Origin of the sequence: Streptomyces sp. NPDC048604, assembly GCF_043199435.1 — a bacterium.
In the GTDB taxonomy this organism is placed as follows: domain Bacteria; phylum Actinomycetota; class Actinomycetes; order Streptomycetales; family Streptomycetaceae; genus Streptomyces.
Window position 1 is genome coordinate 70946 of sequence record NZ_JBICVX010000003.1, and the last position, 25876, is coordinate 96821.

A 25876-nucleotide genomic window follows, 5' to 3' on the forward strand; every position below is an offset into this window, starting at 1 on the left:
GCCCACCAGCAACCCCCACCCCGACAAACGCCCCCGGGCTACGCTCGCACCATGACTGCTGCATGGGAGCCCACGACGGCGGGGGTGCTGCGGCTGCCCTCGGGCCGGCTCGTCCGGGGCCGGGGGCTTCGCCGGCCGCTCCCGCAGGGGCCGCAACCCACCTTCGCGCTCTACCTGCTGGGCCACCGGCCACCGCCGGTCGCCTGGGAGAGCCGCTGGCTCCGCTGGCCCGACTTCTGGCTGCCGTCCGACCGCGCCACGACCGCCGACGCGCTGCGCGAGGCGTGGGCTCGCGCCGAGACCGAGCGCGTCGAGATCGCCTGCGCCGGTGGTCACGGACGAACCGGCACCGCACTGGCATGCCTCGCCGTGCTCGACGGAGTGCCCAACCGTGAAGCCGTCGCCTACGTCCGGGAGCACTACGCTCCGCGCGCCGTCGAGACGCCCTGGCAACGCCGCTTCGTCTCCCGCTTCCAGTAGCGGGTACCAGTACAAGGCGCTGTCGATGACCTGCGAGGTCATCGACCCCGACGCCTCCGGCTGCCACGATCGCCGGCGTAGGGAAGCCGAACCGAGCCGAGCCGAACCGAAGGACGACGCCATGCCCGCCTACGTCATTGCCCGCCTGCAGGACGCCGCGCCGCACGTGGAGATCGCCGAGTACATCGAGCGTCTCCCCGGCACCTTCGAGCCGTACGGAGGCCGCTATCTCGTGCACATGACGCAGCATGAGGTGAAGGAGGGGAGTTGGGACGGCGCGGTCGTGATGATCGGCTTCCCCGGGACCGCCGAGGCGCGGGCCTGGTGGGACTCCCCCGCGTACCGGGAGATCGCGCCGCTGCGCTCGCGGCACATCGACGGCGACATCATCCTGGTCGAGGGCGTCCCCGAGGGCTACGACCCCGCCGGGGCCGTGAAGGCCATACGGGAGGCGGCCTTGTCCGCCGAGTAGCACCCGCCCTTCGGGGAGCGCTCCCTCAGGCCAGCGCGGCCAGGACGTGCGGTGCGGCCGCCGCGAGCGTCGGGAAGTGGCGGTGGGCTTCGGGGTGCGGGGCCTCGGTGTTGACGGTCCAGACCGTCATTCCGGCGGCGAGCCCGGAGCGGACCCCGGACGGCGCGTCCTCGATCACCAGGCAGTCCGCGGGGTCCGCGCCGAGCTTCTCGGCGGCGAGCAGGTACGGCACCGGGGACGGCTTCCCCTCGGCCACCGACGCCGCGTCCACGACGAGCCCCGGCATCGGGAGGCCGGTCCGTTCGAACCGTCCCCGCACCCGGTGCTCGTAGTTCGACGTCACGAGCGCCCACCGGCCCGCCGGCAGCGCGTTCAGCAGGTGGGCCGCGCCGTCGAAGGCCGCGTACGAGCCGGTGCGGACGTCCTCGTCCTCCAGCGCGTGCAGGAGGGCGAGGCACTCCCCCGGCTCCCGGTCCGGGGCCACGGCCGCGAAGGTCTCGACCGGCCGTGTCCGGAGCGCGACGGCGTACACCTCGTCCCCGTCGAGCCCGTACCGCGCGGCCCACTCGTGCCAGACGCGGCGCTGGTTCGAGACGGCGTCCATGAGGGTGCCGTCGACGTCGAAGAGAACAAACTTTGCGCTGGTCACGCGCCCGATGGTACGGGCGGGACGGACCTGGCGGCGTCTCAGGTCGGCCGGGGGAGGACCCTCTTGGCGCCGAGCCGGACGGCGTAGCGCTCTCGTGCCGCGAACTCCGCCGCCGCCCAGACCGTCGGGTGCCCGACCTCCGCGCACAGGTGGAGGATCGCGTCGTCCCCGACGTGGACGCCGACATGAGCCCCGTACGCACTGGCCGTGGAGCTGAACAGGACCAGGTCGAGGGGCTGCGCGTCCGCCACGTGGACCGTGCTCCCGGTGTCGCTCCAGAGCTCGGAGGAGCGCAGGTCCGGGGGCGTCAGGCCGAAGTGCCGCAGCACCTCGTACGCGTACAACTGGCAGTTGGCGCCGTCCGCGAGGCCCGGCCGGGCGGCCACGGACGCGGCGCCCGGGAAACGCGAACCCACGTACCGGACGGTCCAGAACTCTGCCGGAAGCCCGCTGATCATCGACCCCACCCACTCCCTGAATCGCGTTACCGTCAGAGTGACGATAATAGGGTATGGTCGAGCCATGACGGATTCACAGAACGAGACCGATGCGGAACTGGCGCTCGCAGCAGCCGAGTTGGCGACCGAGTGGGTCTCAGGGAGCAAGCCCCTGTCGGAGGCGCAGGGCTGGGTTCTGGTCGGCCTCCAGCACGTGGGCTCCGGGCACATGGAGATGCACGCGTGGGACTGCGTCGATGACTGGGAGCGCCGGCTCGCCGAAGTCCTGGCCGCCGACGACGGGAGCGAGGCCGGCCGCCGACGCAGCGAAGCCGCGAAGCAGGCGGCCGTCTCCGAGATGCGCGACATGTTCCTTGAAGGGATCAAGTCGCAGGAATGGCTGAATCGGACCTGGAACTACGGCCGGGGCCCCAACCCGCGAGCCGAACTGCGCCGGTTCATCGCATCCCAGCAGTGACCGACGCTACCGTCAGGCCCCTACGATCTCCGCCACCGGCAGCGTCGCAGCGGCCCTCAGACGACGTCGAATTCGTTGCCCTCGGGGTCCTGCATGGCGGTGGCATAGAAGCCCGTGTCCGGCTCGTCCTTGATCCGCAGGACGGTGGCACCCGCTCTGACCAGTCGTTCCACCGTTGCCTTGACCCGCTGGGTGCGGACGTCCAGGGGGACGTCGCGGCCCCCGCCGACCTTCAGGTCGAAGTGCCAGCGGTTCTTGGCGACCTTCGGCTCCGGAACCTGCTGGAACCACACCCTCGGTCCACGTCCCGCGGGATCGATGATCGACTCCGGAATGTCCCCGGCTCCGGCCGGCAACTCCTCCTCGGGAACCCCCACCGCCGCCCAGTAGGCACGCCATGTGGCGTGCCCGCCCGGCGGAGGCTCCGGGACGTAGCCCAGGGCCTCGGCCCAGAAAGCCACCATCTTCTGCGGATCGGAGCAGTCGATCGTCAGCTGCACGGTCATCTCCATGCTCGGAGCATCCCAGGCGGGTCTGACAGACGGGCTACCCCGTGACCGCTCGGGCCCGGAACCTCGTTGCCCGCTGTCGGGCCCCGTGGGAGCATCGAGGTTCTACGGTCCGCATCGCGAATGAATGAGTGCGGGCCGCTGCCATGTCCACGATTTTGAGCAACCCACCAAGATCTGCGAATGGTTTGATGGACACAACAGAGCTGACAGAAGCCTCCATAGCCTCCATGGCCTCCGTCGAGGATGCGGGCAACATCTTGGTTGCGCCTTCGATGCTGCAGGACGATGACGTGATCCGGGACTTCTTCGGGGTCGTGATCACGCCGGAGGAGCTTGCTTCTGGTTCGCCCGACCTCGCGCGGAAGACCGTCTATCTGTGTGGCGACATATCCGGAATGAACCGCCGCCACCTGCATGCGGCTGACCGGGTATTCGTCGTTCGGGAGCTGTCGCACGGGTACCAGGACCATACCGACGCACCCTGGCCTCTCGTCGACCTCGGCCGCGTTCCCGTCCGCGTACACGGCGTCGGCGTGTACTACCGCCGCTTCTTCGGGCTCGACGCCGATCACTTCGGGCGGATCAGTGCGGAGCACACGTTCCAGTCCCTGACGGAGTCCACCAAGCCCGGAACAGCCCATCGCAGCGGAATCTATCTGACGCCCGTCACACAGGACGGCGACGAACTGCATTTCCGGCTGCTCCGGTGCTCCACGAATCTCTCGGGGCCGACCGAGAATTTCCGCCCGACCGACACGGGCATCGTCGAGGCTCTGAACCGCGAGGCCGCCGCCGTCTTCCGGAACCAGGCGCCGTTGAATCATGTCCTCGCGCAGATCTACCACAACACCCTTGCCACGGCCGAGCGCAAGCAGTCCAAGGCCAAGATCTCGGCCCATGCCGACAAGACCAAGGACATGCCCGTCAACGGCATCATGGCCTTCTGCACCTTCTACGACCGGCTCGACGAGCTGCAGCCCCTGGCCGACGACGCCTTCGACCACGGCGTGAAGGGTGTCAGCGGGCTGACCAGACTCCACTTCCGTCTCAAGGAGCCTGCCGAGGTACGCGACGGGGTCGCGCTCCCCCCGCAGTTCACCCTGACGCTCTATCCCGGCTCCGCGTTCCTCATGCCGCTGTCCACCAACCGCCTGTACACGCACGAAATCCGGCCTTCGGCGCTGGACGCCGAGTTGCTGCCGACCCGCCTGGGATACGTGGTGCGCTGTTCGAGCGCCGAAGCCGTGCACAAGAACGACCGCACGTTCCTCAAAGCGGCCGGCGGTTTGGTGCAGCTGGGACAGCCCACTCCGGACGGCATGAACGAGCTGCGCAGGCTGTACGCCGAGGAGAACAGGACTTCGTCCTTCATCGACTACGGCGACGAATTCCTCTTCAGCATGAACACGGGAGACTACCTTGCCCCCGGAGTCTAGGATCTCGGACGAGATCCTCTCGTGCGCTGTGTCGCCGCCGTCGGCCGATGAAAATCTCTTTGCCGAGCTGTACGCGTCAACTCGTTGGGAAGACGTGGGAAAAGGCCGGCAAGGCGCCGTGCTCGCCAAGATCGACGAGGCGGGTGGTGTGCCTCTCGTACGGACGACGACTCGGTACGGCAACCCGACGCAGCGTTTCGGGGCCGTGCACGAACGGCTGGCTCGGCAGGTTCAGGAACGGGCGGGGGTTTCGGTCGGCTTCAACAACGCGCTGATCGAGACCTACACGAACGCTTACAGAAGAATGGGCGGCCATTCCGACCAAGCCCTCGATCTGGCCGATGATTCGTTCATCGCCGTCTTCTCCTGCTACCGCCGTCCCGAAGCGAGTCCGCCGAGGAAGCTGATCTTCGAGTCGAAGGTGTCCGGCGGCGAGACGTTCGAGGTCCCCCTCGCCCACCACGGCATCGTCGCGTTCTCCGTCGAATCGAATCGTCGGCTCAGGCACAAAATCGTGCTGGATAGGCCCGACCGGGCGGCGGACAACCAATGGCTGGGCGTGACCTTCCGAACGTCGAAGACCCTCGTCCGGTTTCGCGACGGACATGCGCACCTCCCGCAGGGTGCGCGCCTCATGCCGGCCGATGATGAGCAGCGGCGCGAGTTCTACCGGCTGCGGCGTCGCGAGAACGACGAAACGGACTTCACGTACCCCCTGCTGACGTACACCGTCAGCGAGAGCGATCTGATGCCGCCGCAATGAGGTCGACGCGGATCGGTGCGGTGCCCGATCATGCGTTCATGCCCCTGAAAGAGACCCTTGCCCGCGTCGATGCCGACCTGGCCGCCGGCCGGGTTCCCGTGGCGCGCCAGCGGTTGCGTGGTCTCGTCTCGTCGTTCCCGTACGACCTGACGCTCCGCCGGCGTCTGGCCGAGGTGTACCGGCTCTACGGTGACGCCGCCGAGGCCGGACGCTGGATGTACCTGGAAGAGGACCGCGACGCCGGCGAGACCGCCGCCTTCGAGGCGCGGTACGGGTCTCCCGGGCGGCGGATGCAGGCCCTCGCATGGCGCGGGCCCGAGGCGCTGGCTGCGACCGCCTTTGCGGAGGGGCAGCTGGTCGCGGTGCGGACCGCCTGCGCCGAGGGGTTGGGGCGCGCCGTCGACTGGGACGACCCCGCCTCCTACCGGGACGACGCGGCAGAGGAGGACGAGGCACCCTCCGAGCCGTGGTCGGTCGGCGGTGTGCTGGCGGGCGTCGGCTGCCTGGTGGGGGTTCTCGCGTTCCTCGCGGTCTGGGTGAACGGAGTCGTCGCTCTCTTCGACTGACCAGCCCCCCCGGGGTCAGGACTGGCTGTTCAGGAAGCCGATCAGGGTCGCGCCCCACCAGCCCGTCCGGCTCACCGTCGCGTCAGGCCTTCTCCGCCAGCGTGTGGGCGACGAGGGCATTGGCGTGGCCGTGCCCCAGGCCGTGCTCGCTTTTCAGCCAGGCCACGAGTTCCATGTGCTTCGTCAGCGGCGAGGTGCGGATGAGCTCCTTCCACTCCTCGATCGGACGGCCGTACTTCTTCTCGATGGAGGGGAAGTAGCTCGCGGGGCCCTTGACCGGCTGCTGGTTCGTCATGTCGTCTCGTCCTTAAGGGTGTTGCACTGCTTGTTGTGCGCTCTGACGTCTGTGAAGACTGCGGCATCCTGCAGAACTCATCGGTACGCGTCGATCTTTTTTCCGAGCGCCGAACACCCGACGCCGCGCACCCCGACACCCAAGGGACATGAACGGTTCACCCGAAGGGCAACGTGTCGTCGCCCCGTGGCCCCGCGCCGCGGCGTACCTTGCCCGCCATGCCCTCCCTTCTGAGCAACCGGCTCGCACAGCGGGTGCTACGCCCGGCGTTCTCCCTGGTCGAGCAGCGCGTGGACCGCATCACCACGGCGTTCCAGAACGACCTCGACGCGCTGCACCACGAGGTCGCCGACCTGCGCCGCCGGCAGTACGGGCTGTCGCTCCTGCTCGACCAGGCCGGCCGCGACGGCGACCGGATGCCGACGGCCACCCAGATCGACACCCTCGTTCGTGAGGTCGCGGCCGTCACCGGCCGGGACAAGGACCACGCGCGCCGCGAGGTCACCGTGGCGTACCGCCACCTCGTCGCCGTCGAGGCGCTGGGCACCGGAGGGCTCGCGGGCACCCTGTCCGACGTGTGCGGCCGGCTCGCCGCGCTCCCGCTGATGGCCCCGCCGAACGGCGAGGTCCTGGAGATCGGCACCCGGCACGGCCTGTTCGCCGCCGCCCTGCGGCGGATGCTGCACCGGGGCGGGGTCGAGGCGCGGCTGACCGTCGTCGACCCGCTGGCCGACGCGCCCACCCGTGCGGAGCTGATCCGCGGCAACCTGGCGCTCGGCGGCGCGGACGGCGCGCACGCCGCCCGTCTGGTCCGCGGCGACTTCGCCGACCCCGGCGTCCGCGCCGAGCTCGGCGAGCGCCGCTACGGCATCGTCGTCGTCAACTCCCCGCAGGACAGCGCCCCGTACGACCTGGCCGAGGCCGCCGCCCTGGCCGCCCCGGGCGCGCTGGTCCTCGTCCCGTCCACCGACCGCTCCCGCACCGAGACCCTGGCCTCGGCCGGCAGCATCGCCCAGACCCGCTACCTGCGCGCGGCCTGAGCCGACCCGGGGCCTGAACTCAGGCCCCGCCCCGGCTCGGGCCCCGCCCTAGCTCAGCGTCTTCAGCGCATCCGCGTAGTACGGCTTCAGCTCGTCGGTCCGGCCGGCGAGGACCTTCGACGCCCACTCCGGGTCCTGCAGCAGGGCGCGGCCGACGGCGACCATGTCGAACTCGTCCCGCTCCATGCGGTCGAGGAGGTTGTCGAGGCTGCCGAGCTCGGCGCCCTCGCCCGTGAACGCGCGGATGAAGTCGCCGTCGAGGCCGACCGAGCCGACGGTGATGGCGGGCCTGCCGGTGAGCTTCTTGGTCCAGCCGGCGAGGTTCAGGTCCGAGTCGTCGAACTCGGGGAGCCAGTAGCGGCGGGTGGAGGCGTGGAAGGCGTCGACGCCGGCCGCGGCGAGCGGGGCCAGGATCGCCTCCAGGTCCTGCGGGGTCTCGGCGAGCCGCGCGTCGTAGGCCTCCTGCTTCCACTGCGAGTAGCGGAAGATCACCGGGAAGTCGGGCGAGACGGCCGCGCGGACCGCGGCCACGATCTCGGCCGCGAACTTCGTACGGGCCACCGCGTCGCCGCCGTAGGCGTCGGTGCGGCGGTTGGTCCGCTCCCACAGGAACTGGTCGACGAGGTAGCCGTGCGCGCCGTGCAGTTCGACGCCGTCGAAGCCGATGCGCTCGGCGTCCGCGGCGGCCGCGGCGAAGGCGCCGACGACGTCGTCCAGGTCGCTCTGGCTCATCGCCTTGCCGGTGCCCTCGGTGCCGTCGACGCGGATGCCGGAGGGGCCGACCGCGGGGGCCTCGGCGTAGGGCGCCTGGCCCTGCTGCCGCACCATGCCGATGTGCCACAGCTGCGGCACGATCGTGCCGCCGGCCGCGTGCACGGCCTCGGCGACCTTCGCCCAGCCCGCCAGCTGCTCCTCGCCGTGGAACCGCGGCACGCGGTCGCTCTGTCCGGCGGACTCGTGGCCGACGTAGGTGCCCTCGGTGACGATCAGGCCCACGCCGGCGGCGGCGCGGCGGGCGTAGTACGAGCGCACGTCCTCGCCGGGGACGCCGCCGGGGGAGAACATGCGCGTCATCGGCGCCATCGCGATGCGGTTCGGAACGGTCAGGCCGTTCAGCACGACGGGCCGGGACAGGATCTCGGCCGCGCGGGAGGCGGGGGACGCGGTGACGGTCACGGGGAGGCTCCTCAGGGCTGCGTGAAAACCTTGGTGCTCGAAAACTTCATGCAAGAGAAAGACGGTAGAGCTAGATATTTGAGATAGTCAAGCTTTGCTGGGGAGGGTGGATAGAGTGGTCCGCATGACAGAAGCTTCTCCCCGCGTCGACACGGCCCAGCTCATGGAGCTGCTCTCCGTGTCGCTCGGCGTCTACTACGGCGACTTCACCGTCGCGGCGGCGAGTGAGAACCTCACGGCGAGCCAGGGCAAGGCGCTGACCGTGCTGCGCCGGGGGCCCGCCGCGATGCGCGCCCTGGCCGAGACCATGACCTGCGACGCCTCCAACGTGACCGGGATCGTCGACCGGCTGGAGAAGCGCGGCCTCGTACGCCGCGAGGCCGCCGCGTCCGACCGGCGCGTCAAGAACGTCGTCCTCACCGCCGAGGGCGAGCGCGTCACCGACGCGATCCGCGCGAGGATGCACGCCACGCAGGACGGCCTGGACGGGCTCGGCGACGAGGACCGGGAGCGCCTGTACGCCCTGCTGGAACGGGTCTTCGTCCCGAAGCCCGCCTAGCCGCCTGCCCGGCGGATCGGACGGGCCCTAACGCCCCATCTGCTGCTGCCGGTCCAGCGCCCGGCGCAGCTCCGCGGCCAGCGGGTGGTACGGGCCGTACTGCCGCTCCGCGTCGAAGAGCAGGCTCTGCAGGTGCTGCCGGGCCGCCGCGTGGTCGCCCATGGCGAGCAGCAGCAGGCCGATGCGCTGGCGGATGTCGAAGCCGCGGGCCGGGTCCGCGGCCACCGACGGCATCGCGTTCTCGTAGTACGGCAGCAGGGCCCGGTACTCCGCCAGCGCGGCCGCCGTCTCGCCGAGCTGCTCCAGGCACTGGGCCGCGTCGTAGCGGAACTGCAGCGTCTGCGGGTCGCCCGGGCCGGACTCGGCCGCGCGGTCGTCGGCGAGCCGGCGCAGTTCGGGCAGGGCGCGGCGGTACTGGCCGTCGTCCATCAGGGTCGCCGCGTACTGCTTGCGCAGGATCCGCACCACCGGCGACTGCTCGCCGTGCTCGGCCGCGGCGGCGGGCAGGATGCCGCCGAGGATGTCGACGGCCTGTGTGATGCTGCCCTCCCCCAGCAGCCGCTTCACCTCGTCGACGGCCGCGGCCACGTCGGGCCGGCCCGCGGCGGCCGGGGCCGGCGGCGGTACGGGCGCGGGCGCCGGGGCGGAGGCCCGGTCGGGCCAGGGGGCGTGCGGGCGCAGGAACGGGCGGGTCGGGTCGAGCGGTCCGGCCGGGGCGCCGCGCGCGGGCAGCAGCGGGACCAGGTGCTCGTACACCTCCTGGGCGCCGGACGGCCGGTGCCGCGGGTCCTTGGCGAGCAGCCGCAGCACGAGGGCCTCCAGCGGCTCGGGGACCTCGGGGCGTATCTGCCGCACCGGCAGCGGCGGCTCGTACAGGTGGCGGTGGAGCACGCCGAGCGCGGTGGAGCCGGCGAACGGCACGTTGCCGCTGAGGAGTTCGTGCAGCAGCACGCCCAGCGCGTACAGGTCGGTCGCCGGTCCGACCGCGCCGCCCATGGCCTGCTCGGGGGCCATGTAGGCGGGGCTGCCGATGGGCGAGCCGGTGTGGGTGAGGCGGGTGGTGTCGGTGTCCAGGACGGACGCGACGCCGAGGTCGAGGACGGTGACGGCGCCGTCCGGCCGCACCATCACGTTCCGCGGCTTCAGGTCGCGGTGCACGATCGGCACCGCGTGCACGGCGGCGAGCACCGCGCACAGCTGCGCGGCGACGCTGACCGCCCACGGCCAGGGGTACGGGTCGTGTTCGGCGAGGTGGTCGGCGAGGTCGGCGCCCTCGACGTACTGCATGACCAGGTACAGGTCGTCCGCGTCGCTGCCGGCGTCGTGGACGGTGACCAGGCCGGGGTGGTCGACCTGGGCGGTGACCCGGCACTCACGGACGAAGCGGCGGCGGATCTCGTTCGCGGTGGTGGGGTCGGCCATGTGGTCGGGGCGCAGCAGCTTGACCGCCACGCGCCGGTCGAGCCGCCCGTCGTACGCCGTCCAGACCTGGCCCATGCCGCCCTGGCCGATCAGCCCGGCCAACTCGTAACGCCCGCCGACGACCCGGCCGTTCACTTCCCCTCTTCCTTGCGGAGCAGGTCGCTGAGCTCGTCGAGCTCGGCGCGGACCTGGTCGATGCGCGGCTGGGGGGCCGCGGGCTGCGGGGCGGGCGACTGGGGCTGCGGGACGGGCGGCTGCGGCTGGGGCTGGGGCTGGGGGTAGCCGGGCGTGGGCGACGGCACGGTGACGGCGGTGTGCGGGTAGCCGTAGCCGCCGGTCATCGCGGGCGGCGCGGGCGGCACGGCGGGGCGCGCGAAGTGCTGGATGTCGATGACGAGGTAGTACGAGATCGACCCGACTACCAGGCCCATCATCGTGCCGACGGCGATGAGCGACTCCAGTGTGCCGGGCTCCTCGTCACCGGTGAGGCCGGCCCAGACGATCAGCCCGGCGCTGACGGCCAGGAAGAGCCCGAACAGCGCCCAGTCCCGCACCCTGCGCGTCAGGAGCGCCGTCCGCAGTAGCGGGGCCCAGGCGAGGAACCCGCAGCTGAGCAACGGAAGGGCGACGAACAGCACACGCAGGGCGATCAGCGCCCCCTGCCCGGGGCGCTGCTGCTGCGGCGGCGGATGGCCGTGGCCGTACATTCCTGCTCCTGGCGACGAGTCGATATCCCGGGGACGAGTCGATTCCCGGAGACGAGCGTATACACCGACTCGGACAACGGCTCCTGGGTTGTACGGATCCGTTGTCGAACTGATCACGGCTTCACGGTGCCGTCCGTCAGTCCGTCGTACAGCCCCTGGACGAGGGCCTCGCCGAGGCGGCCGGCGAGGCGCAGCGCGTCCTCGAACTCGGCGAGCGCGCGGAACCGTGCCCCGTACCGCTGCTGTTCGGCGAGCGGCACGCGCGGGAGCTGGAGGCGGCGGACGTCGAGCCGGGTGGCGGTGGAGGCGTAGCTGCTGGCCTGGCGGTTGTTGGCGGTGCCGCGCAGGAAGCCGGCGAGGAACCAGGGGTCGAGGGCGGCCGGATCGGGGCGCAGCAGCTGGAGGTTGCGGCCGAGCGCGGCGCCGGCGGTGGCCTCGTCGACGACGCGGGCGACCGAGCCGCCGCCGAGGACGGGCACGACGACGTCGCCGGCGGCGACGAGCACCGGCTCCTCGGCGGCGCCGTCGGGCAGCGTGCCGGAGGGGGCCTGGCCGGTGAGGACGTCGAGGTCGGTGAGGACCCGGCCGGCGCCGGCGCCCGTGCCGCCGGCCCGCAGCTCCAGGGCGCCGGTGCGGGCGAGTTCGCCGACGGTGACCACGGGCAGCCGGGCGGGGGCCTCGGCGCGCGCCGAGGGGTGTTCGGCGGGCGGGGTGAGCGCGGCGGTGCGGCGCAGGGTCTCGGTGAGCCGTTCACGGACGCCCGCGAGGGCGGCCGCGCCGGCGGCGGCCGCGGGCGGCGGCAGGTGGCGGGCGGGGGCCAGGTCGACGTCGTCGTCGAGGAGTTCGATGACGGGGACGCTGCGGCTGGCGCCGGGGGTCTCGTCGACGGTGCCGTGCTTGTCGAAGGGGAGCCAGGCCTCGAGGACGGCGGTGTGCACGGCCTGCCAGTCGAGCTTGTCGCGGCCGCTCCCCGCACCGCCACCGGCGGGGGCGGCGGCCTGCTCGGCGGTGTCGACGAGCAGCAGTTCCGGGGAGGCGGGGACGCCGGGCGCGGGCTTGCGCAGCACCCACAGGTGGAGCGGGATGCCGTACGGCGGGGCCGCGCCGGCCGGCAGGGCGACGACGGCCCGCAGGGCGCCCTTGCGCAGCAGGTCTGCGCGGATGCGGCGGCCGGAGCGGCGGGAGGCGGCGGCGGGCGGCATGAGCAGGACGGCGGTGCCGCCGGGGCGGAGCCGGGCCAGGGCGTGCTGCACCCAGGCGAGCTCGGACTCGGTGCGGGCGGGGAAGCCGTACTCCCAGCGCGGGTCGTAGGCGAGTTCGTCGTGGCCCCAGTTGCGCTCGTTGAACGGCGGGTGGCAGAGCACGGCGTCGGCGGCGAGCTGCGGGAAGGCGTCGGCGCGCAGGCTGTCGCCGGGGCGTACGCGGATCTCGGCGCCGTCGGCGAGGGCGAGGCGGAGCGCGGTGAGCGCGGCGAGGTCGGGGTCGGCGTCCTGGCCGTACAGGGCGGCGGGGCGGTCGACGGCGCGGAGCAGGGTGCCGGTGCCGGAGGCGGGGTCGAGCACGGTGCCGGCGGTGCGCGGAGCGGCGGCGGAGCCGGTCGTGCCCGCGCCGGTGCCGGTGGCGAGGGCGGCCATCAGGGCGGCCGGGCCGGGCGGGGTGAGGGTGTACTGGCGCGGGTTGGCGTCGAGGTGGCGGCCGAGCAGGAACTCGAAGGCCTGGCGTGCCCCGAGCTCCGAGGCGAGGTCGGCGACGGACCGCAACAGGGGGACGGCGTCCGCGAGTTCGGCGGGGGCGGGGGTGCGAACGGCGCGCTCAAGCCCGTACCGCTCGGTCAGGACCTCTTCGAGGGCGACGGGCAGGACTTCTGTGAACCGCTCGTCGGAGACGGCGGCGAGGGCGGTCCAGGCGGCGGGGCGCTCGTGCACGAGGAGCAGGACGCTGCCGCACTGGACGAGGGCGGTGACGGCGCCGGCGCGGTGTCCGGCGATCTGCTGCCAGACCCGCTCGCGCAGCGGGACCTCGGCGAGCTTGCCCTGGGCGCGCAGCCAGGTCTCGACGTCGGAGAGGGCGAAGGAGGGGCTGGTCTCCGTGCCGCCGACGGGCTTGGGGAAGTCGGCGTGGCGGCGGCGCCAGTTGCTCACGGCGGCCCGGCCGACTCCTGCCAGCCGGGCGATCCCGGCCGCGGTCACCTCTGCTGCGCTCTCCGGCACTGGCCGACTCCCTTCACGCCCCGCTGCGTTCGCCCCTGCGTCGCCCGCTGTGTCCCCGATCTTACCGATGAACACGCCGGACACCACTTCACAGTGTGGACAGGATCGAATCCCGTGAACCGTGTTGACTCGGTTCACAGCTTCTGTTGTTATTGATTCATCGCTCCACGGGACTCCGTGAGAGCCGGTTGCACACCGCGTCACGTCCATGTCCAGGAGGGCAGTTCCATGTCGCACGACACGCACCAGTACGCGCCGCAGACCCCCGCTCCCCGCGCCCTGCGCAACGGGCTCGGCACCACCGCGCTGATCCTCGGCATCATCGGCGCACTCTCCGGAGTGATCCCGCTGATGTTCTGGCTCGCCGGCCTCCTCGGCCTGATCGCCCTGATCCTGGGCCTGTCCGGCCGCGGCCGCGTCAAGCGCGGCGAGGCGAACAACAAGGGCGTCGCGACGACGGGCGCGGTCCTGGGCCTCGTGGCGATGATCCTCTCCGTGGTCGGCGCGTACATCACGTTCGCGGCCGTCAGCGACGCGGTGGACGAGCTCGACAAGACGATCAAGGACTCCGCACCCAAGACGCCGGGCGCCGACAAGAGCGGCAAGGGCGGGAGCGCGGCCAAGGGAAAGGGACTGGCCGCCGATGACTCCTCCGTCTACGACGACAAGCTGAAGGTCACCGTCTCCGCGCCGAAGACGTTCAAGCCGAGCGAGTTCGCCGGGCACACCGAGGGCAACAAGGCCTACCAGGTCACCGTGGTCATCGAGAACGGCGGCACGAAGAAGTTCGACGCCGCGCTGGTCACCGTGGGCGCCCGCGCCGGCAAGGACGGCGTCGCCGCCGAACAGCTCTACGACGACAAGGTCGGCACCGGCTTCACCGGCTCGATCCTGCCCGGCAAGAAGGCCACCGTCGTCTACGGCTTCGACGCCCCCGCCGACGCCAAGGACCTCACCGTCGAGGTGAGCCCCGGCATCGACCACGAGGCCGCCCAGTGGGAACTGAAGCTCTGATCCCCGCACGACGCGCCCCCCGGCCACGGCCCCGTGGCCGCCGGTCCCCCACCTCTGAGCACCACCTCGTGAGCTTGGCCGCCACCCCCGGGCGGCCGACCCTCCCCCCGAACCCCGGCGCACCCCCGATCGCGCCTGTCCCACCGGAGAGACCCATGTCTGCCCTCGGCCGCCGCCACTCGTCCCCCCGCCGCCGCGCCGCCCTCGCCGCCCTCGTCGTCACGGCCGTCGCGTTCGGCGGCACGGCCTGCGGGCCCTTCGAGCAGGAGGCCTCGGGCCCCTTCAAGGGCCTGACGGGTCCGCAGATCCTCAACAAGTCGATAGCCGCGACGAAGACCGCGAAGTCCCTCACGCTCGACCTGGCCATCACGTCCGCCGACGGCCCGACGAAGGCGTACCTGGCCATCGACCGGCAGGGCAGATGCGCCGGCACCATGACCCTCGGCGCGACGGGCACCGCGGAGCTGATCAAGACCGGAAACGCCGCCTACATGCGCTTCGACGAGGCGTTCCTGCGGGAGCAGGGCAAGGGCGAGCCGGCCGAGCAGCAGGTGGCGATCCTGAAGCAGCTCAAGGGCAAGTGGGTGAAGTCCGACGCCTCCGACCCGGAGACCAAGGACAGCCTGGAGCTGTGCGATCTGGACGCGCTGCTCGCCGACTTCGAGCAGGGCGTCAACTTCGCCACCACCGGCGGGGAGACGACCGTGAACGGCCGTAGGGCGCTGCGGCTCACCGAGGGCGCGGGCGCGGAGAGCACCACGCTGTACGTGGCCACCGAGGGCGCCCCGCACCTGCTGAAGATCGTCACCAAGGGCGGGGAGGAGCCCGGGACGATCGCCTTCTCCTCGTACGACAAGCCGGTGCCGGCCCGGCAGCCCGCCGCGAAGGACGTCTTCGAGATGGAGGACTGACGCGAGGCGCGGGCCGCGGATCGCGGGGCGCGGGCCGCGCCCCGCGGGCAGGCGAACGGGCCGGGAGGGCCGCCGGAGGGGGGCGGCTCACCGGCCCGTTCGCATGTGCGTGCCGGCCCCGTGCCGGTACGGGCTCAGAGCCGGTGGCGGACCCAGACGTTGGGTTCGACGTACACCGCGTACCCGCGCGAGACCTCGCAGTGGACCGGGACCAGGGCGCCGTCGACCTCGACCGGGCCGTCCGCGTCGAAGGGGAGGCCGGTCCACTCGCGCCAGCGCTCGACGGAGGACGCGACGGTCATGGAGGCCGGGGCGACCTTCTCGATCACCGCGCCCGCCCGGACGTGGACCCGCAGCCAGGGGTCGTGCGGCAGACCGTCGGACTCCCGGGTGCGGAAGGCGTACTCGTGGATGGAGCTCGCCGCCTCCAGGTGCTTGCCGTTGGGGCGGACCGGGGCGACGACCTCGGAGAAACCGAGCCGGCGGGCGTTGTCGCGCATCGCGCCGAGCATGGTGGCCGACAGGCCCCGGCCGAGGGCGGCGGTGTCCACGCAGACCTCTATCGCGCTGACGGTGTCGGGCGTGCGGCCCTGCCGGAGGTCGGAGAAGGCCCAGAGCAGCATCTGGTCCCAGCCGGTGTCGGGCAGTTCGCCGCGGCCGTCGGCGTGCAGCTGGAACGGCACGCTGAACGCCCGGGCGACCACCTTGCCGTCCGCGTCGGTGGCGACGAGGACGTACTCGGGCAGATCGCGGACGATGCGGCCCATGTTCGCCCAGCCGACCGGGTCGTACATCATGAACTCCGGCCACAGATCCTTCATCTGCCACATCGGCCCCTCGAGTTCGGGGCGTTCGGCGAGGGTCGTGATCGTGAGTTCCATGGGGCGCAGGCTAGCCACGGGTCCAGGGACGGGACCAATCGTTTTTGCAGGCCGCCTGGACGTCAGACCCGAGGCACCCGCTAGGGCAGGCGCTGCTCGGGGCAGCGGCCGAGGACGCGGCGCATGGCGTCCTGCTCGCCACGGGTGACCCAGAGCCCGTACTTGCGCTTCACCGCGACCTGCCGGGCGACGTAGGCGCAGCGGTACTCCTTGTTCGGCGGCAGCCAGGTCGCGGCGTCGCCGTCGCCCTTGCGGCGGTTGGTCACGGAGTCGACGGCCAGCAGGTTCAGCGGGTCGTTGGCGAACCGGAGCCGCTTCCCCTCGCCCCACTTCTGCGCGCCCTTCTGCCAGGCGTCGGAGAGCGCGACCACATGGTCGACGTCGACCTTGCTGCGGCCGCGCACGAACGCGACACGGCGGCCGGTGTAGGGGTCGTCGACGAGGGTGCCGGAGGCGACCTTGCAGTCGCCGTCCTTGAACGCGACCCCGGTGAGGTCGCGCTTGAGTATGTCGTCACGGGTGCCGCAGCCGTTGCGGTCGACGTCGGCCCAGGCGCGGCCGAACGCGGCGCGCTCGTACCCGGTCCTGGGGGCGCGGCCCTTGACGGCGAGTTCACCGACGGCGGCGAGCGCGGGGCCGCCGGCGCCGCGCTCCGACCGCTCCGAACGCCCGGGCCGCTCCCGGCCGGAGTCGCGGTCCTTCCGTCCGCCGCCGTCCGTGGTGCAGGCGGTGGTCAGGAGCAGGGCGGCGGCGAGCGCCGCGGCGGTCAGGGGCTTCCGGTGGGTGTGCACGCCGGGATCCTAGGCGGGGCGCCCCGCCGTGAAACCCGGCGGGGTGCGGGATCCGAAGCGCCCGGCGCGCGCATCGGAGCGGGCGGGGGTAGCGTCGATTGCGCTGTATGTCCCCTTCCTAAGGAGTCACACATGGGGATCATGGACAAGCTGAAGGGCCTGATGGGCCAGCACGAGGACAAGGCCCGGCAGGTGTCCGACGCCGCGGAGAAGAAGATCAACGAGCGGACCGGAGACAAGTACACCTCCCAGGTCGATCAGGGCCAGCGGAAGGTGGAGGGTTCGCTCGGCATGTCGGACCGGCCGGAGCAGCCGCCGACCTGACCTCCCGCGTGCGGCTGCCGTCCGCAGCCCCGACGACCCCGGCCGCGGAGTGCTTCGAGCACCCCGCGGCCGGAGCTCTGTACCGGAGTGCTTTTTCCGGCCACTCTCTGACCGATTCCGCGAACCGGGGGAATTTCCGGAGTCCGCCTCCACTTGAGCCGTCCGACAACGCAACGTCAGAACGGGCGGACACTCATGAGCACCTCAAGCACCTTGCAGCGCGCCGGTATTGCCCTCGTCGCGGGCCTCACCCTCGCCACGCTCCCCCACGCGGCCACCGCGACCGCAGCCGACACCGCCACCACCGCCACCACCTCCGCGGCGCACAAGGGCAGCCCGTGGCACGGCGGTTGGGCCACTTCGCCGCAGATGCCGTCGGCGCCCTTCGGCCCCAACTGGTCGCAGTCGGGCTTCGCGAACCACACCGTCCGCCAGGTCGTCCGGGTCACCACCGGCGGCGCCAAGGCCCGGATCGAGCTCTCCAACCGGTACGGCACCGGCCCGCTGCGGATCACCGGCGCGACCGTCGCCCTGACCGACAAGGGCGCGTCCGTGAAGGCCGGCACGGTCCGCCACCTCACCTTCGGCAAGGGCCGCTCCGTGACGATCCCGGCCGGCGGCTCGGTCCGCAGCGACGGCGCGCCGTTCACGGTCCGCGCGCTGGAGTCGGTGACGGTCACCCTCTACCTGGCCGAGCCGACCGGCCCGGCCACCTTCCACACGTTCTCCAGTGCCACCAGCTACCGCGCGGACGGCGACCACCGCGCCGACCGGGACGGGGCGGCGTTCACCGAGTCCGGCGACTCCTGGTACTTCCTCACCGGCGTCGAGGTCGCGGGCGGCGCGCCCGCCCGCCGGGACGGCATCGTCACCTTCGGCGACTCCATCACCGACGGCGTCGGCTCCGCCGCGAACGCCGACAACCGCTACCCCGACGAGCTGGCCGAGCGCTTCGCCGCCGCCGGCCGGCCGCGCAGCGTCCTCAACCACGGCATCGCCGGCAACCAGGTCACCAACGACTGGTCCTGGGCGGGCGAGAAGGGCGTGAAGCGGTTCTCCGAGGACGTGCTGAGCGAGCCGAACGTGGGCACCGTCATCGTCCTCGAAGGCATCAACGACATCGGCGGCAGCGGCGCGGGCGTGCCCGGGCAGCCGACGCCCGAGGTCTCGGTCGAGCGGCTCATCGCCGGTCACCGCGCGCTGATCCGGCAGGCGCACGCCAAGGGCATCAAGGTGGTCGGGGCGACGCTCACCCCGATCAAGGGCTCCTTCTACGACGACGCGCAGAAGGTGAACGAGGCCAAGCGGGACGCGTTCAACGCCTGGGTCCGCACCTCCGGCGCGTACGACGCCGTGGTCGACTTCGACCGCGTCGTCCGCGACCCGCAGGACCCCGACCGGATCCTGCCCGCGTACGACTCGAAGGACCACATCCACCCGAACGACGCCGGCTACCGCGCGATGGCCGCGGCGCTCGACCTCGACGAGCTGTAACCGCCGAGCAGGGCCGTCCACCGCCGAGCAAGGCCGTCCGCCCGGGCGCGTACCCGGGCGGACGGCCCACCGCGTCGGCCTAGCCGAGGATCGACGTCAGGAACTCGCCGGTCCACGCGAGCAGTTCGCGGCCGACGACCGGCTTGCCGCCGATCGTGCCCGTGGTCGGGCGGGGCACCAGGATCTGCTGGGTCGGGGCCTTGATGACCGTCCGCGGGTACAGCCGCTTGAGCCGCAGCTCCTGCGACTCGCGCAACTCCACCGGCGCGAAGCGGATGTTCGGGCCCTGGAGCACGATCTCGCCGACGCCGCAGGCCCGCGCCAGCATCCGCAGCCCGGCCACGAGGAGCAGGTTCTCGACCGGCTCGGGCAGCTTGCCGTAGCGGTCCGTCAGCTCCTCCCGGACGGCCTTGATGTCCTCCTCCGAGTTCGCCGAGGCGATCGCCCGGTACGCCTGGAGGCGCAGCCGCTCGCCCGGCGCGTAGTCGTGCGGGACGTGCGCGTCGACCGGCAGCTCGATCTTGACCTCCAGCGGCGGCTCCTCCTCCGCCCCGCCCTCCAGGGACGCCCGGTAGTCCGCGACCGCCTCGCCGACCATCCGCACGTACAGGTCGAAGCCGACGCCCGCGATGTGGCCGGACTGCTCGCCGCCGAGCAGATTGCCCGCGCCGCGGATCTCCAGGTCCTTCATCGCCACGTACATGCCCGCGCCCATCTCCGTGTGCTGGGCGATGGTCGCGAGGCGTTCGTGCGCGGTCTCGGTCAGCGGCTTCTCCGGCGGGTACAGGAAGTACGCGTAGCCGCGCTCGCGGCCGCGGCCGACCCGGCCGCGCAGCTGGTGCAGCTGGCTCAGGCCGAAGTTGTCGCCGCGCTCCACGATCAGCGTGTTGGCGTTGGAGATGTCGATGCCGGACTCGACGATCGTCGTCGACACCAGCACGTCGAACTTCTTCTCCCAGAAGTCCACGACGACCTGCTCCAGGGCCGACTCGGACATCTGGCCGTGCGCCGTCGCGATCCGCGCCTCGGGGACGATCTCGCGCAGCCGGGCGGCGGCCCGGTCGATCGACTCGACCCGGTTGTGGATGTAGAAGACCTGGCCCTCGCGCAGCAGTTCGCGGCGGATCGCCGCGCCGATCTGCTTCTCCTCGTACGGGCCGACGAAGGTCAGCACCGGGTGCCGCTCCTCCGGCGGGGTGGTGATCGTCGACATCTCGCGGATGCCGGTCACCGCCATCTCGAGGGTCCGCGGGATCGGGGTGGCCGACATGGTCAGCACGTCGACGTTGGCGCGGAGCTTCTTCAGCTGCTCCTTGTGCTCGACGCCGAACCGCTGCTCCTCGTCGACGATGACCAGACCGAGGTCCTTGAACTTGGTCTCGGAGGAGAACAGCCGGTGGGTGCCGATGACGATGTCGACCGAACCGTCCTTCAGCCCCTCCAGCGTCGCCTTCGACTCGGTGTCCGACTGGAAGCGGCTGAGCGCCCGGGTGGCGACGGGGAACTGCGAGTACCGCTCGGTGAACGTGCCGAAGTGCTGCTGCACCAGCAGCGTGGTGGGCACGAGCACGGCGACCTGCTTGCCGTCCTGGACCGCCTTGAACGCCGCCCGGACCGCGATCTCCGTCTTGCCGTAGCCGACGTCGCCGCAGATCAGGCGGTCCATGGGGATGGACTTCTCCATGTCCTCCTTGACCTCGGCGATGGTGGACAGCTGGTCGGGCGTCTCCGCGTACGGGAAGGCGTCCTCCAGCTCCCGCTGCCAGGGCGTGTCCCCGCCGAAGGCGTGGCCGGGGGCCGCCATCCGCGCGCTGTACAGCTTGATCAGGTCGGCGGCGATCTCCTTGACCGCCTTCTTCGCACGCGCCTTCGTCTTCGTCCAGTCCGCGCCGCCGAGCCGGTGCAGCGTCGGGGCCTCGCCGCCGACGTACTTGGTGACCTGCTCCAGCTGGTCGGTCGGGATGTACAGCCGGTCGCCGGGCTGGCCGCGCTTGGCCGGCGCGTACTCGACGAGCAGGTACTCGCGGGTCGCGCCCTGTACCGTGCGCTGCACCATCTCGATGTACCGGCCGACGCCGTGCTGCTCGTGCACGATGTAGTCGCCGACCTCCAGGGTCAGCGGGTCGATGGTCTTGCGGCGCTTGGCGGGCATCCGCTGGCCGTCCTTGCCGGCCGCCTTCTGCCCGGACAGGTCCGTCTCGGTCAGCACGGCCAGCTTCAGCGCCGGGTCGACGAAGCCGTAGTCGATGGAGCCGGTCGACACATGGACGACGGCCGGGGAGATGTCGGCCAGGTCGGCGTCCAGGCGGGCGGCGATGCCCTCGCCGCCGAGCACCTCGACCGTACGGGCCGCCGGGCCGTGCGCCTCCGTCACGTACACCGTGCGCCAGCCGTCGGCCAGCCAGCCCTTGGTGTCGGCGAGCGCCCGGGCGGTGTCGCCGCGGTACGTCTCCGGGGCGTGCATGCCGAGCTTGAGGGTGTCCGCGTCGAGGGTCTCGTCGGCGGCGAACGGGGAGACCGACCACCACATCACGCCGAGCTCGCGCGCCCGGTCCCGTACGTCGGCGATCCCCCACAGCGAGGCCGCGCCGACGTCGATCGGGGCCTCCCCGCCGCCGGCGGTCGCCGCCCAGGATGCCTGCAGGAACTCCTGGGAGGTCGCCACCAGGTCGGCGGCGCGGGTGCGGACCCGCTCCGGGTCGCAGACCACGGCCATGCTGCCGGCCGGCAGCACGTCGAGCAGCAGCTCCATGTCGTCGACGAGGACCGGGGCGAGGGACTCCATGCCCTCCACCGCGATGCCCTCGGCGATCTTGCCGAGCAGTTCGCCGAGCTCCGGGTGCTCCTCGGCGAGGGCGGCGGCGCGGCGCTTCACCTCGTCGGTGAGCAGCAGCTCACGGCAGGGCGGGGCCCACAGTCCGTGCTCGGCGACCTCCAGGGAGCGCTGGTCGGCGACCTTGAAGTAGCGGATCTCCTCGACGTCGTCGCCCCAGAACTCGATGCGGAGCGGGTGCTCCTCGGTGGGCGGGAAGACGTCCAGGATGCCGCCGCGCACGGCGAACTCGCCGCGCTTCTCCACCAGCTCCACGCGCGCGTACGCGGCCGCCGCCAGGCCCTCGACGATCTCGTTCAGGTCCGCCTGCTGCCCGGTCCGCAGCGCCACCGGCTCCAGGTCGCCCAGGCCCTTGACCTGCGGCTGGAGCACCGAGCGGATGGGGGCGACGACCACGGACACCTTTCCTGCGGCCGGGTCGTCGGGCGAGGGGTGGGCGAGCCGGCGCAGCACGGCGAGCCGGCGGCCGACGGTGTCGGAGCGGGGCGAGAGCCGCTCGTGCGGCAGGGTCTCCCAGGAGGGGTAGTCGACGACCGTGTCCGGGTCGAGGAGGCTGCGCAGCGCGGCCGCCAGGTCCTCGGCCTCCCGGCCGGTGGCGGTGACGGCGAGCACGGGACGGCCGGCCTCGCGGGCCAGCGCGGCCACCGCGAAGGGGCGGGCGGCGGGCGGGCCGACCAGGTCCACGTGCATGCGGTTGCCGTCCTGGGCGGCCTTGACCGCCTCGGCGAGGGCCGCGTCTCGTACGACGGCGTCGAGCAGACCGTGCAGGCTCATCAGGAGGTTCCATCCCGGTTGGACTACGGGGGCGGGCAACGCGAACAGCCCGACACGTCTCACGGGCCGGGGGTTCCAGAGTACGACGTGGGTCCGACGCCCACAGCCGCACGCGCGACGGTCCCGGTGGGATGGAGGACATCCACCGGGACCGTCGCGAACCAACCTAGCGGCCCCGTCCCGGCCGCACCGCGCCTACCCGCTACTCGCTGGCGATGGCGTTCAGCACGTTCATCCGGCCGGCCCGGAAGGCCGGAACCAGCGCCGCGAACAGGCCCACGAACGCCGACCCGACGAACACCGTCAGGATCGTCGCCCAGGGGATCTCCAGGACGCCCAGACCCTCCAGGGCCAGCAGCTTCTGCGCCGCCGTGCCCCAGCCCATGCCGAGCCCGAGACCGAGCAGCGCACCGAAGAGGGCGATCACCACCGACTCCAGGCGGATCATGCGGCGCAGCTGGCGGCGGGAGAGCCCGATGGCCCGCATCAGGCCGATCTCCCGGGTCCGCTCGACCACCGACAGGGCGAGGGTGTTCACCACGCCGAGGATCGCGACGATGATCGCCAGGGCGAGCAGCCCGTAGACGATGTTCAGCAGTTGGCCGACCTGGTTCTGAAGGTCCTTCTTGTAGTCGGCCTGGTTGCTCACCTTGTACTGCGGATAGTCGGCGAGCGCCGCCTTCAGGGCCGTGTACGCCTCGGCCTCCTTGCCGTCCTGCGCCGTCGCGAACACGATCAGGTTCTGCGGCAGCCGGTCGGCCGGCAGGTAGCGGGCCGCGGTGCCTATGCCCGTGTACATCGCTCCCTTGTCGACGTTGCCGGCGTCCGAGGTGATCGCCGCGACCTTCAGCTTCGCCGCCTTCCCGCCCTTGAAGGCGACGGTCAGCACGTCGCCGACCCGCACGCCGTGCTCCGCGGCGTCGTCGCTGCCGATGGACAGGGAGTCCGTGCGGTAGGCGTCGGCGAGCCGGCCGGAGGTGACCTCGCGGCGCACGTCCTGCGCGTACGTGGGGTCGGCGGCGACCACCCGCTTGTCGAACTTCTTCCCGTCCGGCGCGGTGATCACCGCCGGGACCGTCTTGTACTGGGTGACGTGGTCCAGGCCCGGGGTCTTCTCCAGGGCGGCCTGCGCCTGCGGCACGACGCGCTGACCGGTCGGCGACTGGACGATGAAGTCGGCGCCCACCGAACGGTCCAGCTCGTCGGTCGCCGAGGCGACCATCGAGGAGCCGACCACGGACAGACAGGCCACCAGCGCCAGGCCGATCATCAGGGCCGCGCCGGTCGCCCCGGTACGGCGCGGATTGCGCAGCGCGTTGCGCTCGGCCATCCGGCCCACCGGCCCGAAGGCCCGCAGCACGACCACGCTGATCCCCCGCACGAGCCCGCCGGCCAGCAGCGGCCCGATCACGATGAAGCCGATCAGCGAAAGCACGATCCCCGCGCCCAGCCACAGCGAGCCGGTGCCGGCCTCGTCGGCCTGCGTCGCCGCCCACAGCGCGGCCCCGCCGCCCGCGGTCAGCAGCAGCCCCAGCACCCCGCGGAGCGTCCCGGCCCGCCCGTCGGCGGGGGTGCCCGCGTCGCGCAGCGCCGCCATCGGGGAGACCTTGCCGGCCCGCCGTGCCGGTATGTACGCGGCGAGGACGGTGACCACGATGCCGAGGACCAGACCCACGGCCGGGGTGGTCCACTTCACCGTCAGGTCCTGCGTGGACAGGTTCATCCCCATCGAGGACATGAGCTCCATCAGCCCCACGGCCAGTCCGACGCCCGCGCCGACGCCGGCGACCGAGCCGACCACGCCGAGCAGCAGCGCCTCGACGAGCACCGACCGGTTGACCTGCCGGCGGCTGGAGCCGATGGCCCGCATCAGACCGATCTCGCGGGTGCGCTGGGCGACCAGCATCGAGAAGGTGTTGACGATGAGGAAGATGCCGACGAGGAAGGCGACCCCGGCGAAGCCGAGCATCGCGTACTTCATCACGTCGAGGAACCCGGCGACGTCCTTGCGGCCCTCGTCGGCGGCCTCGGCCGCGGTCTGCAGCTTGTACCCGTCGCCGACGGCCGCCGCGATGTTCCGCTTCAGCTGCCCGTCGGAGACGCCGGGCTTCGCCTCGGCTGCGATCTGCGTGAACAGACCCTCCTTGCCGAGGAGTTCACGCTGCGCGGTGGCGGCGTCGAAGTAGACGACGGTCGCGCCCGGGTTGGTCACCTTGAAGTCGACGATGCCGGAGATCCGTGCCCGGAAGTCTCCGGTGGCGGCGATGGTGCGCACCTCGTCGCCGAGCTTCAGTTTGTGCTTCTGCGCCGTCGTGCCGTCGATCAGCACGTCGCCGGGTCCGCTGGGCGTCCGCCCGGAGGTGAGGTCGACCGACCGCAGCTCGTTGCGGTTCCAGCTGACGGCGATGGTCGGCGCGCCGCTGGTGGGGCCCAGGTTCTTGTTGTCCTTGTCGACGACGGTGACGCTCAGCGAGATCACCGAGCCCGTCGCCTCCCGCACGCCCTCGGTCCGGCGGACCTTGTCCACCAGCGCGGCGGGGAAGCCCTCGGGCCGCCCGGCGCCCGGCATCTCGTCGCCGTCGGCGGCGCGGGCGCTGAGCGTGACGTCGGAGGCGGTCGAGGCGAACAGCTTGTCGAAGGTGGTGTTCATGGTGTCCGTGAACACCAGCGTGCCGCTGACGAACGCCACGGACAGCAGGACGGCGACGGCGGAGAGCGCCATGCGGCCCTTGTGCGCGAAGAAGTTGCGCAGCGAGGTCTTCAGGACGGTCATGACGTACGCCCCCGGGCGTCGAATGCCTTCATGCGGTCCAGGACGGCGTCGGCGGTCGGCTTGTGCATCTCGTCGACGATCCGGCCGTCCGCGAGGTACAGCACCCGGTCCGCGTACGAGGCGGCCACCGGGTCGTGGGTGACCATGACGATCGTCTGCCCCAACTCGTCGACCGACTGGCGCAGGAAGCCCAGCACCTCGGCGCCGGCCCGCGAGTCGAGGTTGCCGGTCGGCTCGTCGCCGAAGATGATCTCCGGGCGGGCCGCCAGGGCCCGGGCCACGGCGACGCGCTGCTGCTGACCGCCGGAGAGCTGGTTCGGCCGGTGCCCCAGCCGCTCGGCGAGCCCCACCGTGGTGACCACCCGGTCCAGCCACTCCCGGTCCGGCCTGCGGCCCGCTATGTCCATGGGCAGCGTGATGTTCTCCAGCGCGTCCAAGGTCGGCAGCAGGTTGAACGCCTGGAAGATGAAGCCGATCCGGTCCCGCCGCAGCTGCGTCAGCTTCTTCTCCTTCAGACCGGTGATCTCGGTCTCGTCGAGGAAGATCCGACCGCTCGTCACCGTGTCCAGGCCGGCCAGGCAGTGCATCAGCGTCGACTTGCCGGACCCGGACGGGCCCATGATCGCGGTGAACTGCCCCCGGTGGATGTCGACGTCGACCTCGTCCAGCGCGACGACCCGGGTCTCGCCCAGCCCGTACGCCTTCACGACCTGCCGCGCCCGCGCGGCGACGGCCGTTCGTTCTCCAGTACCCCCGTGCCTGGGAATGGTCACAGCCGAAGTCACGGTATGTCTCCTATATGAGTGAGTCGCGTATATCGGTGAGTCGCACTATCGGTGGGTTCGCGTACGTATCTCTGCGCTGATTCGAGTCTGTCGA

At 71.9% G+C, this 25876-nt stretch carries 25 protein-coding genes; 12 read left to right on the top strand and 13 right to left on the bottom strand.

The window, feature by feature from the left end:
- The first annotated feature begins 51 nt into the window (after nucleotides 1-51).
- Both ACGFMM_RS07020 and ACGFMM_RS07025 read left to right on the top strand, forming a co-directional pair.
- A complete protein-coding gene (locus ACGFMM_RS07020; RefSeq protein WP_393643893.1) occupies nucleotides 52-480 on the top strand; it encodes a protein-tyrosine phosphatase family protein in 429 nt (142 codons plus the stop codon).
- A gap of 121 nt (nucleotides 481-601) precedes the next feature.
- Nucleotides 602-952: a DUF1330 domain-containing protein gene (locus ACGFMM_RS07025; protein ID WP_393643895.1), complete on the top strand. Its 351-nt coding sequence runs from the start codon at nucleotides 602-604 to the stop codon at nucleotides 950-952.
- A gap of 25 nt (nucleotides 953-977) precedes the next feature.
- On the opposite strand, the gene ACGFMM_RS07030 is transcribed toward ACGFMM_RS07025, so the two are convergent.
- Together ACGFMM_RS07030 and ACGFMM_RS07035 are read right to left on the bottom strand one after the other, a co-directional pair.
- The gene (locus ACGFMM_RS07030) at nucleotides 978-1601 is read right to left on the bottom strand and encodes an HAD-IA family hydrolase (RefSeq protein WP_393643897.1); all 624 of its coding nucleotides are present in this window, start codon (nucleotides 1599-1601) and stop codon (nucleotides 978-980) included.
- A gap of 38 nt (nucleotides 1602-1639) precedes the next feature.
- Nucleotides 1640-2059, bottom strand: a complete 420-nt coding sequence (locus ACGFMM_RS07035; protein WP_393643899.1) for a hydrolase — start codon at nucleotides 2057-2059, stop codon at nucleotides 1640-1642.
- A 64-nt stretch (nucleotides 2060-2123) separates the two neighbouring features.
- On the opposite strand from ACGFMM_RS07035, the gene ACGFMM_RS07040 reads away from it, so the two are divergent.
- Nucleotides 2124-2516 carry a hypothetical protein gene (locus tag ACGFMM_RS07040; RefSeq protein ID WP_393643901.1) on the top strand — a complete coding sequence of 131 codons (393 nt, stop codon included), beginning with the start codon at nucleotides 2124-2126 and terminating at the stop codon, nucleotides 2514-2516.
- A 56-nt stretch (nucleotides 2517-2572) separates the two neighbouring features.
- On the opposite strand, the gene ACGFMM_RS07045 is transcribed toward ACGFMM_RS07040, so the two are convergent.
- Nucleotides 2573-3028, bottom strand: a complete 456-nt coding sequence (locus ACGFMM_RS07045) for a VOC family protein (protein WP_393643903.1) — start codon at nucleotides 3026-3028, stop codon at nucleotides 2573-2575.
- Between the two features lie 188 nt (nucleotides 3029-3216).
- Between ACGFMM_RS07045 and ACGFMM_RS07050 the strand changes: the two genes are divergently transcribed.
- The 3 genes from ACGFMM_RS07050 to ACGFMM_RS07060 are packed head-to-tail and all read left to right on the top strand — an operon-like array spanning nucleotide 3217 to nucleotide 5793.
- Nucleotides 3217-4464 carry a hypothetical protein gene (locus tag ACGFMM_RS07050; protein ID WP_393643905.1) on the top strand — a complete coding sequence of 416 codons (1248 nt, stop codon included), beginning with the start codon at nucleotides 3217-3219 and terminating at the stop codon, nucleotides 4462-4464.
- Nucleotides 4448-5227, top strand: a complete 780-nt coding sequence (locus tag ACGFMM_RS07055) for a hypothetical protein (protein WP_393643906.1) — start codon at nucleotides 4448-4450, stop codon at nucleotides 5225-5227. Before ACGFMM_RS07050 ends, ACGFMM_RS07055 begins: the two co-directional genes overlap by 17 nt.
- A 38-nt stretch (nucleotides 5228-5265) precedes the next feature.
- The gene (locus tag ACGFMM_RS07060) at nucleotides 5266-5793 is read left to right on the top strand and encodes a DUF6584 family protein (RefSeq protein ID WP_393643908.1); all 528 of its coding nucleotides are present in this window, start codon (nucleotides 5266-5268) and stop codon (nucleotides 5791-5793) included.
- Between the two features lie 82 nt (nucleotides 5794-5875).
- Here the strand turns inward: ACGFMM_RS07060 and ACGFMM_RS07065 are convergent, their stop codons facing one another.
- Nucleotides 5876-6088, bottom strand: a complete 213-nt coding sequence (locus ACGFMM_RS07065; protein WP_393643910.1) for a DUF4287 domain-containing protein — start codon at nucleotides 6086-6088, stop codon at nucleotides 5876-5878.
- Between the two features lie 218 nt (nucleotides 6089-6306).
- On the opposite strand from ACGFMM_RS07065, the gene ACGFMM_RS07070 reads away from it, so the two are divergent.
- Nucleotides 6307-7128: a class I SAM-dependent methyltransferase gene (locus ACGFMM_RS07070; RefSeq protein ID WP_393643912.1), complete on the top strand. Its 822-nt coding sequence runs from the start codon at nucleotides 6307-6309 to the stop codon at nucleotides 7126-7128.
- 48 nt (nucleotides 7129-7176) lie between these two features.
- On the opposite strand, the gene ACGFMM_RS07075 is transcribed toward ACGFMM_RS07070, so the two are convergent.
- On the bottom strand, nucleotides 7177-8304 hold the full coding sequence (locus tag ACGFMM_RS07075) for an NADH:flavin oxidoreductase (RefSeq protein WP_393643913.1): 1128 nt from the start codon (nucleotides 8302-8304) through the stop codon (nucleotides 7177-7179).
- Between the two features lie 163 nt (nucleotides 8305-8467).
- Here ACGFMM_RS07075 and ACGFMM_RS07080 point away from each other — a divergent pair, with 163 nt between their 5' ends.
- On the top strand, nucleotides 8468-8863 hold the full coding sequence (locus tag ACGFMM_RS07080) for a MarR family winged helix-turn-helix transcriptional regulator (RefSeq protein ID WP_393644697.1): 396 nt from the start codon (nucleotides 8468-8470) through the stop codon (nucleotides 8861-8863).
- Between the two features lie 27 nt (nucleotides 8864-8890).
- On the opposite strand, the gene ACGFMM_RS07085 is transcribed toward ACGFMM_RS07080, so the two are convergent.
- The 3 genes from ACGFMM_RS07085 to ACGFMM_RS07095 form a co-directional block, all read right to left on the bottom strand.
- Nucleotides 8891-10420, bottom strand: a complete 1530-nt coding sequence (locus ACGFMM_RS07085; RefSeq protein WP_393643915.1) for a protein kinase — start codon at nucleotides 10418-10420, stop codon at nucleotides 8891-8893.
- Nucleotides 10417-10992, bottom strand: a complete 576-nt coding sequence (locus ACGFMM_RS07090) for a hypothetical protein (protein WP_393643917.1) — start codon at nucleotides 10990-10992, stop codon at nucleotides 10417-10419. The genes ACGFMM_RS07085 and ACGFMM_RS07090 overlap by 4 nt, the downstream gene beginning before the upstream one ends.
- A 113-nt stretch (nucleotides 10993-11105) precedes the next feature.
- Complete coding sequence (locus ACGFMM_RS07095; RefSeq protein WP_393643919.1) at nucleotides 11106-13202, bottom strand: N-6 DNA methylase; 2097 nt, start codon at nucleotides 13200-13202, stop codon at nucleotides 11106-11108.
- 228 nt (nucleotides 13203-13430) lie between these two features.
- On the opposite strand from ACGFMM_RS07095, the gene ACGFMM_RS07100 reads away from it, so the two are divergent.
- Together ACGFMM_RS07100 and ACGFMM_RS07105 are read left to right on the top strand one after the other, a co-directional pair.
- A complete protein-coding gene (locus ACGFMM_RS07100) occupies nucleotides 13431-14216 on the top strand; it encodes a DUF4352 domain-containing protein (protein WP_393643921.1) in 786 nt (261 codons plus the stop codon).
- A gap of 155 nt (nucleotides 14217-14371) precedes the next feature.
- The gene (locus ACGFMM_RS07105; protein WP_393643923.1) at nucleotides 14372-15127 is read left to right on the top strand and encodes a hypothetical protein; all 756 of its coding nucleotides are present in this window, start codon (nucleotides 14372-14374) and stop codon (nucleotides 15125-15127) included.
- A 134-nt stretch (nucleotides 15128-15261) separates the two neighbouring features.
- On the opposite strand, the gene ACGFMM_RS07110 is transcribed toward ACGFMM_RS07105, so the two are convergent.
- The gene (locus tag ACGFMM_RS07110) at nucleotides 15262-16008 is read right to left on the bottom strand and encodes an N-acetyltransferase (RefSeq protein ID WP_393643925.1); all 747 of its coding nucleotides are present in this window, start codon (nucleotides 16006-16008) and stop codon (nucleotides 15262-15264) included.
- A gap of 80 nt (nucleotides 16009-16088) precedes the next feature.
- The gene (locus ACGFMM_RS07115; RefSeq protein WP_393643927.1) at nucleotides 16089-16799 is read right to left on the bottom strand and encodes an HNH endonuclease family protein; all 711 of its coding nucleotides are present in this window, start codon (nucleotides 16797-16799) and stop codon (nucleotides 16089-16091) included.
- 132 nt (nucleotides 16800-16931) lie between these two features.
- Here ACGFMM_RS07115 and ACGFMM_RS07120 point away from each other — a divergent pair, with 132 nt between their 5' ends.
- Both ACGFMM_RS07120 and ACGFMM_RS07125 read left to right on the top strand, forming a co-directional pair.
- A complete protein-coding gene (locus ACGFMM_RS07120; RefSeq protein ID WP_393643928.1) occupies nucleotides 16932-17123 on the top strand; it encodes an antitoxin in 192 nt (63 codons plus the stop codon).
- 195 nt (nucleotides 17124-17318) lie between these two features.
- Complete coding sequence (locus tag ACGFMM_RS07125) at nucleotides 17319-18617, top strand: SGNH/GDSL hydrolase family protein (RefSeq protein WP_393643930.1); 1299 nt, start codon at nucleotides 17319-17321, stop codon at nucleotides 18615-18617.
- Between the two features lie 79 nt (nucleotides 18618-18696).
- Here ACGFMM_RS07125 and mfd read toward each other — a convergent pair whose 3' ends face one another.
- The 3 genes from mfd to ACGFMM_RS07140 all read right to left on the bottom strand — a co-directional run bounded on the left by mfd (nucleotide 18697) and on the right by ACGFMM_RS07140 (nucleotide 25782).
- Nucleotides 18697-22224 carry a transcription-repair coupling factor gene (gene mfd, locus ACGFMM_RS07130; RefSeq protein WP_393643932.1) on the bottom strand — a complete coding sequence of 1176 codons (3528 nt, stop codon included), beginning with the start codon at nucleotides 22222-22224 and terminating at the stop codon, nucleotides 18697-18699.
- 202 nt (nucleotides 22225-22426) lie between these two features.
- On the bottom strand, nucleotides 22427-24997 hold the full coding sequence (locus tag ACGFMM_RS07135) for an ABC transporter permease (protein WP_393643933.1): 2571 nt from the start codon (nucleotides 24995-24997) through the stop codon (nucleotides 22427-22429).
- Nucleotides 24994-25782: an ABC transporter ATP-binding protein gene (locus tag ACGFMM_RS07140; protein ID WP_393643935.1), complete on the bottom strand. Its 789-nt coding sequence runs from the start codon at nucleotides 25780-25782 to the stop codon at nucleotides 24994-24996. The genes ACGFMM_RS07135 and ACGFMM_RS07140 overlap by 4 nt, the downstream gene beginning before the upstream one ends.
- Nucleotides 25783-25876: the final 94 nt, after the last annotated feature.

Coding starts and splice junctions, on each gene's coding strand:
- ACGFMM_RS07100 (WP_393643921.1), top strand. CDS start 13,431: ATGTCGCACGACACGCACCAGTACGCGCCGCAGACCCCCGCTCCCCGC.
- ACGFMM_RS07035 (WP_393643899.1), bottom strand. CDS start 2,059: ATGATCAGCGGGCTTCCGGCAGAGTTCTGGACCGTCCGGTACGTGGGT.
- ACGFMM_RS07125 (WP_393643930.1), top strand. CDS start 17,319: ATGAGCACCTCAAGCACCTTGCAGCGCGCCGGTATTGCCCTCGTCGCG.
- ACGFMM_RS07080 (WP_393644697.1), top strand. CDS start 8,468: ATGGAGCTGCTCTCCGTGTCGCTCGGCGTCTACTACGGCGACTTCACC.
- ACGFMM_RS07025 (WP_393643895.1), top strand. CDS start 602: ATGCCCGCCTACGTCATTGCCCGCCTGCAGGACGCCGCGCCGCACGTG.
- ACGFMM_RS07070 (WP_393643912.1), top strand. CDS start 6,307: ATGCCCTCCCTTCTGAGCAACCGGCTCGCACAGCGGGTGCTACGCCCG.
- mfd (WP_393643932.1), bottom strand. CDS start 22,224: ATGAGCCTGCACGGTCTGCTCGACGCCGTCGTACGAGACGCGGCCCTC.
- ACGFMM_RS07040 (WP_393643901.1), top strand. CDS start 2,124: ATGACGGATTCACAGAACGAGACCGATGCGGAACTGGCGCTCGCAGCA.
- ACGFMM_RS07110 (WP_393643925.1), bottom strand. CDS start 16,008: ATGGAACTCACGATCACGACCCTCGCCGAACGCCCCGAACTCGAGGGG.
- ACGFMM_RS07105 (WP_393643923.1), top strand. CDS start 14,372: ATGTCTGCCCTCGGCCGCCGCCACTCGTCCCCCCGCCGCCGCGCCGCC.
- ACGFMM_RS07045 (WP_393643903.1), bottom strand. CDS start 3,028: ATGGAGATGACCGTGCAGCTGACGATCGACTGCTCCGATCCGCAGAAG.
- ACGFMM_RS07060 (WP_393643908.1), top strand. CDS start 5,266: ATGCCCCTGAAAGAGACCCTTGCCCGCGTCGATGCCGACCTGGCCGCC.
- ACGFMM_RS07135 (WP_393643933.1), bottom strand. CDS start 24,997: ATGACCGTCCTGAAGACCTCGCTGCGCAACTTCTTCGCGCACAAGGGC.
- ACGFMM_RS07050 (WP_393643905.1), top strand. CDS start 3,217: ATGGACACAACAGAGCTGACAGAAGCCTCCATAGCCTCCATGGCCTCC.
- ACGFMM_RS07090 (WP_393643917.1), bottom strand. CDS start 10,992: ATGTACGGCCACGGCCATCCGCCGCCGCAGCAGCAGCGCCCCGGGCAG.
- ACGFMM_RS07120 (WP_393643928.1), top strand. CDS start 16,932: ATGGGGATCATGGACAAGCTGAAGGGCCTGATGGGCCAGCACGAGGAC.
- ACGFMM_RS07065 (WP_393643910.1), bottom strand. CDS start 6,088: ATGACGAACCAGCAGCCGGTCAAGGGCCCCGCGAGCTACTTCCCCTCC.
- ACGFMM_RS07020 (WP_393643893.1), top strand. CDS start 52: ATGACTGCTGCATGGGAGCCCACGACGGCGGGGGTGCTGCGGCTGCCC.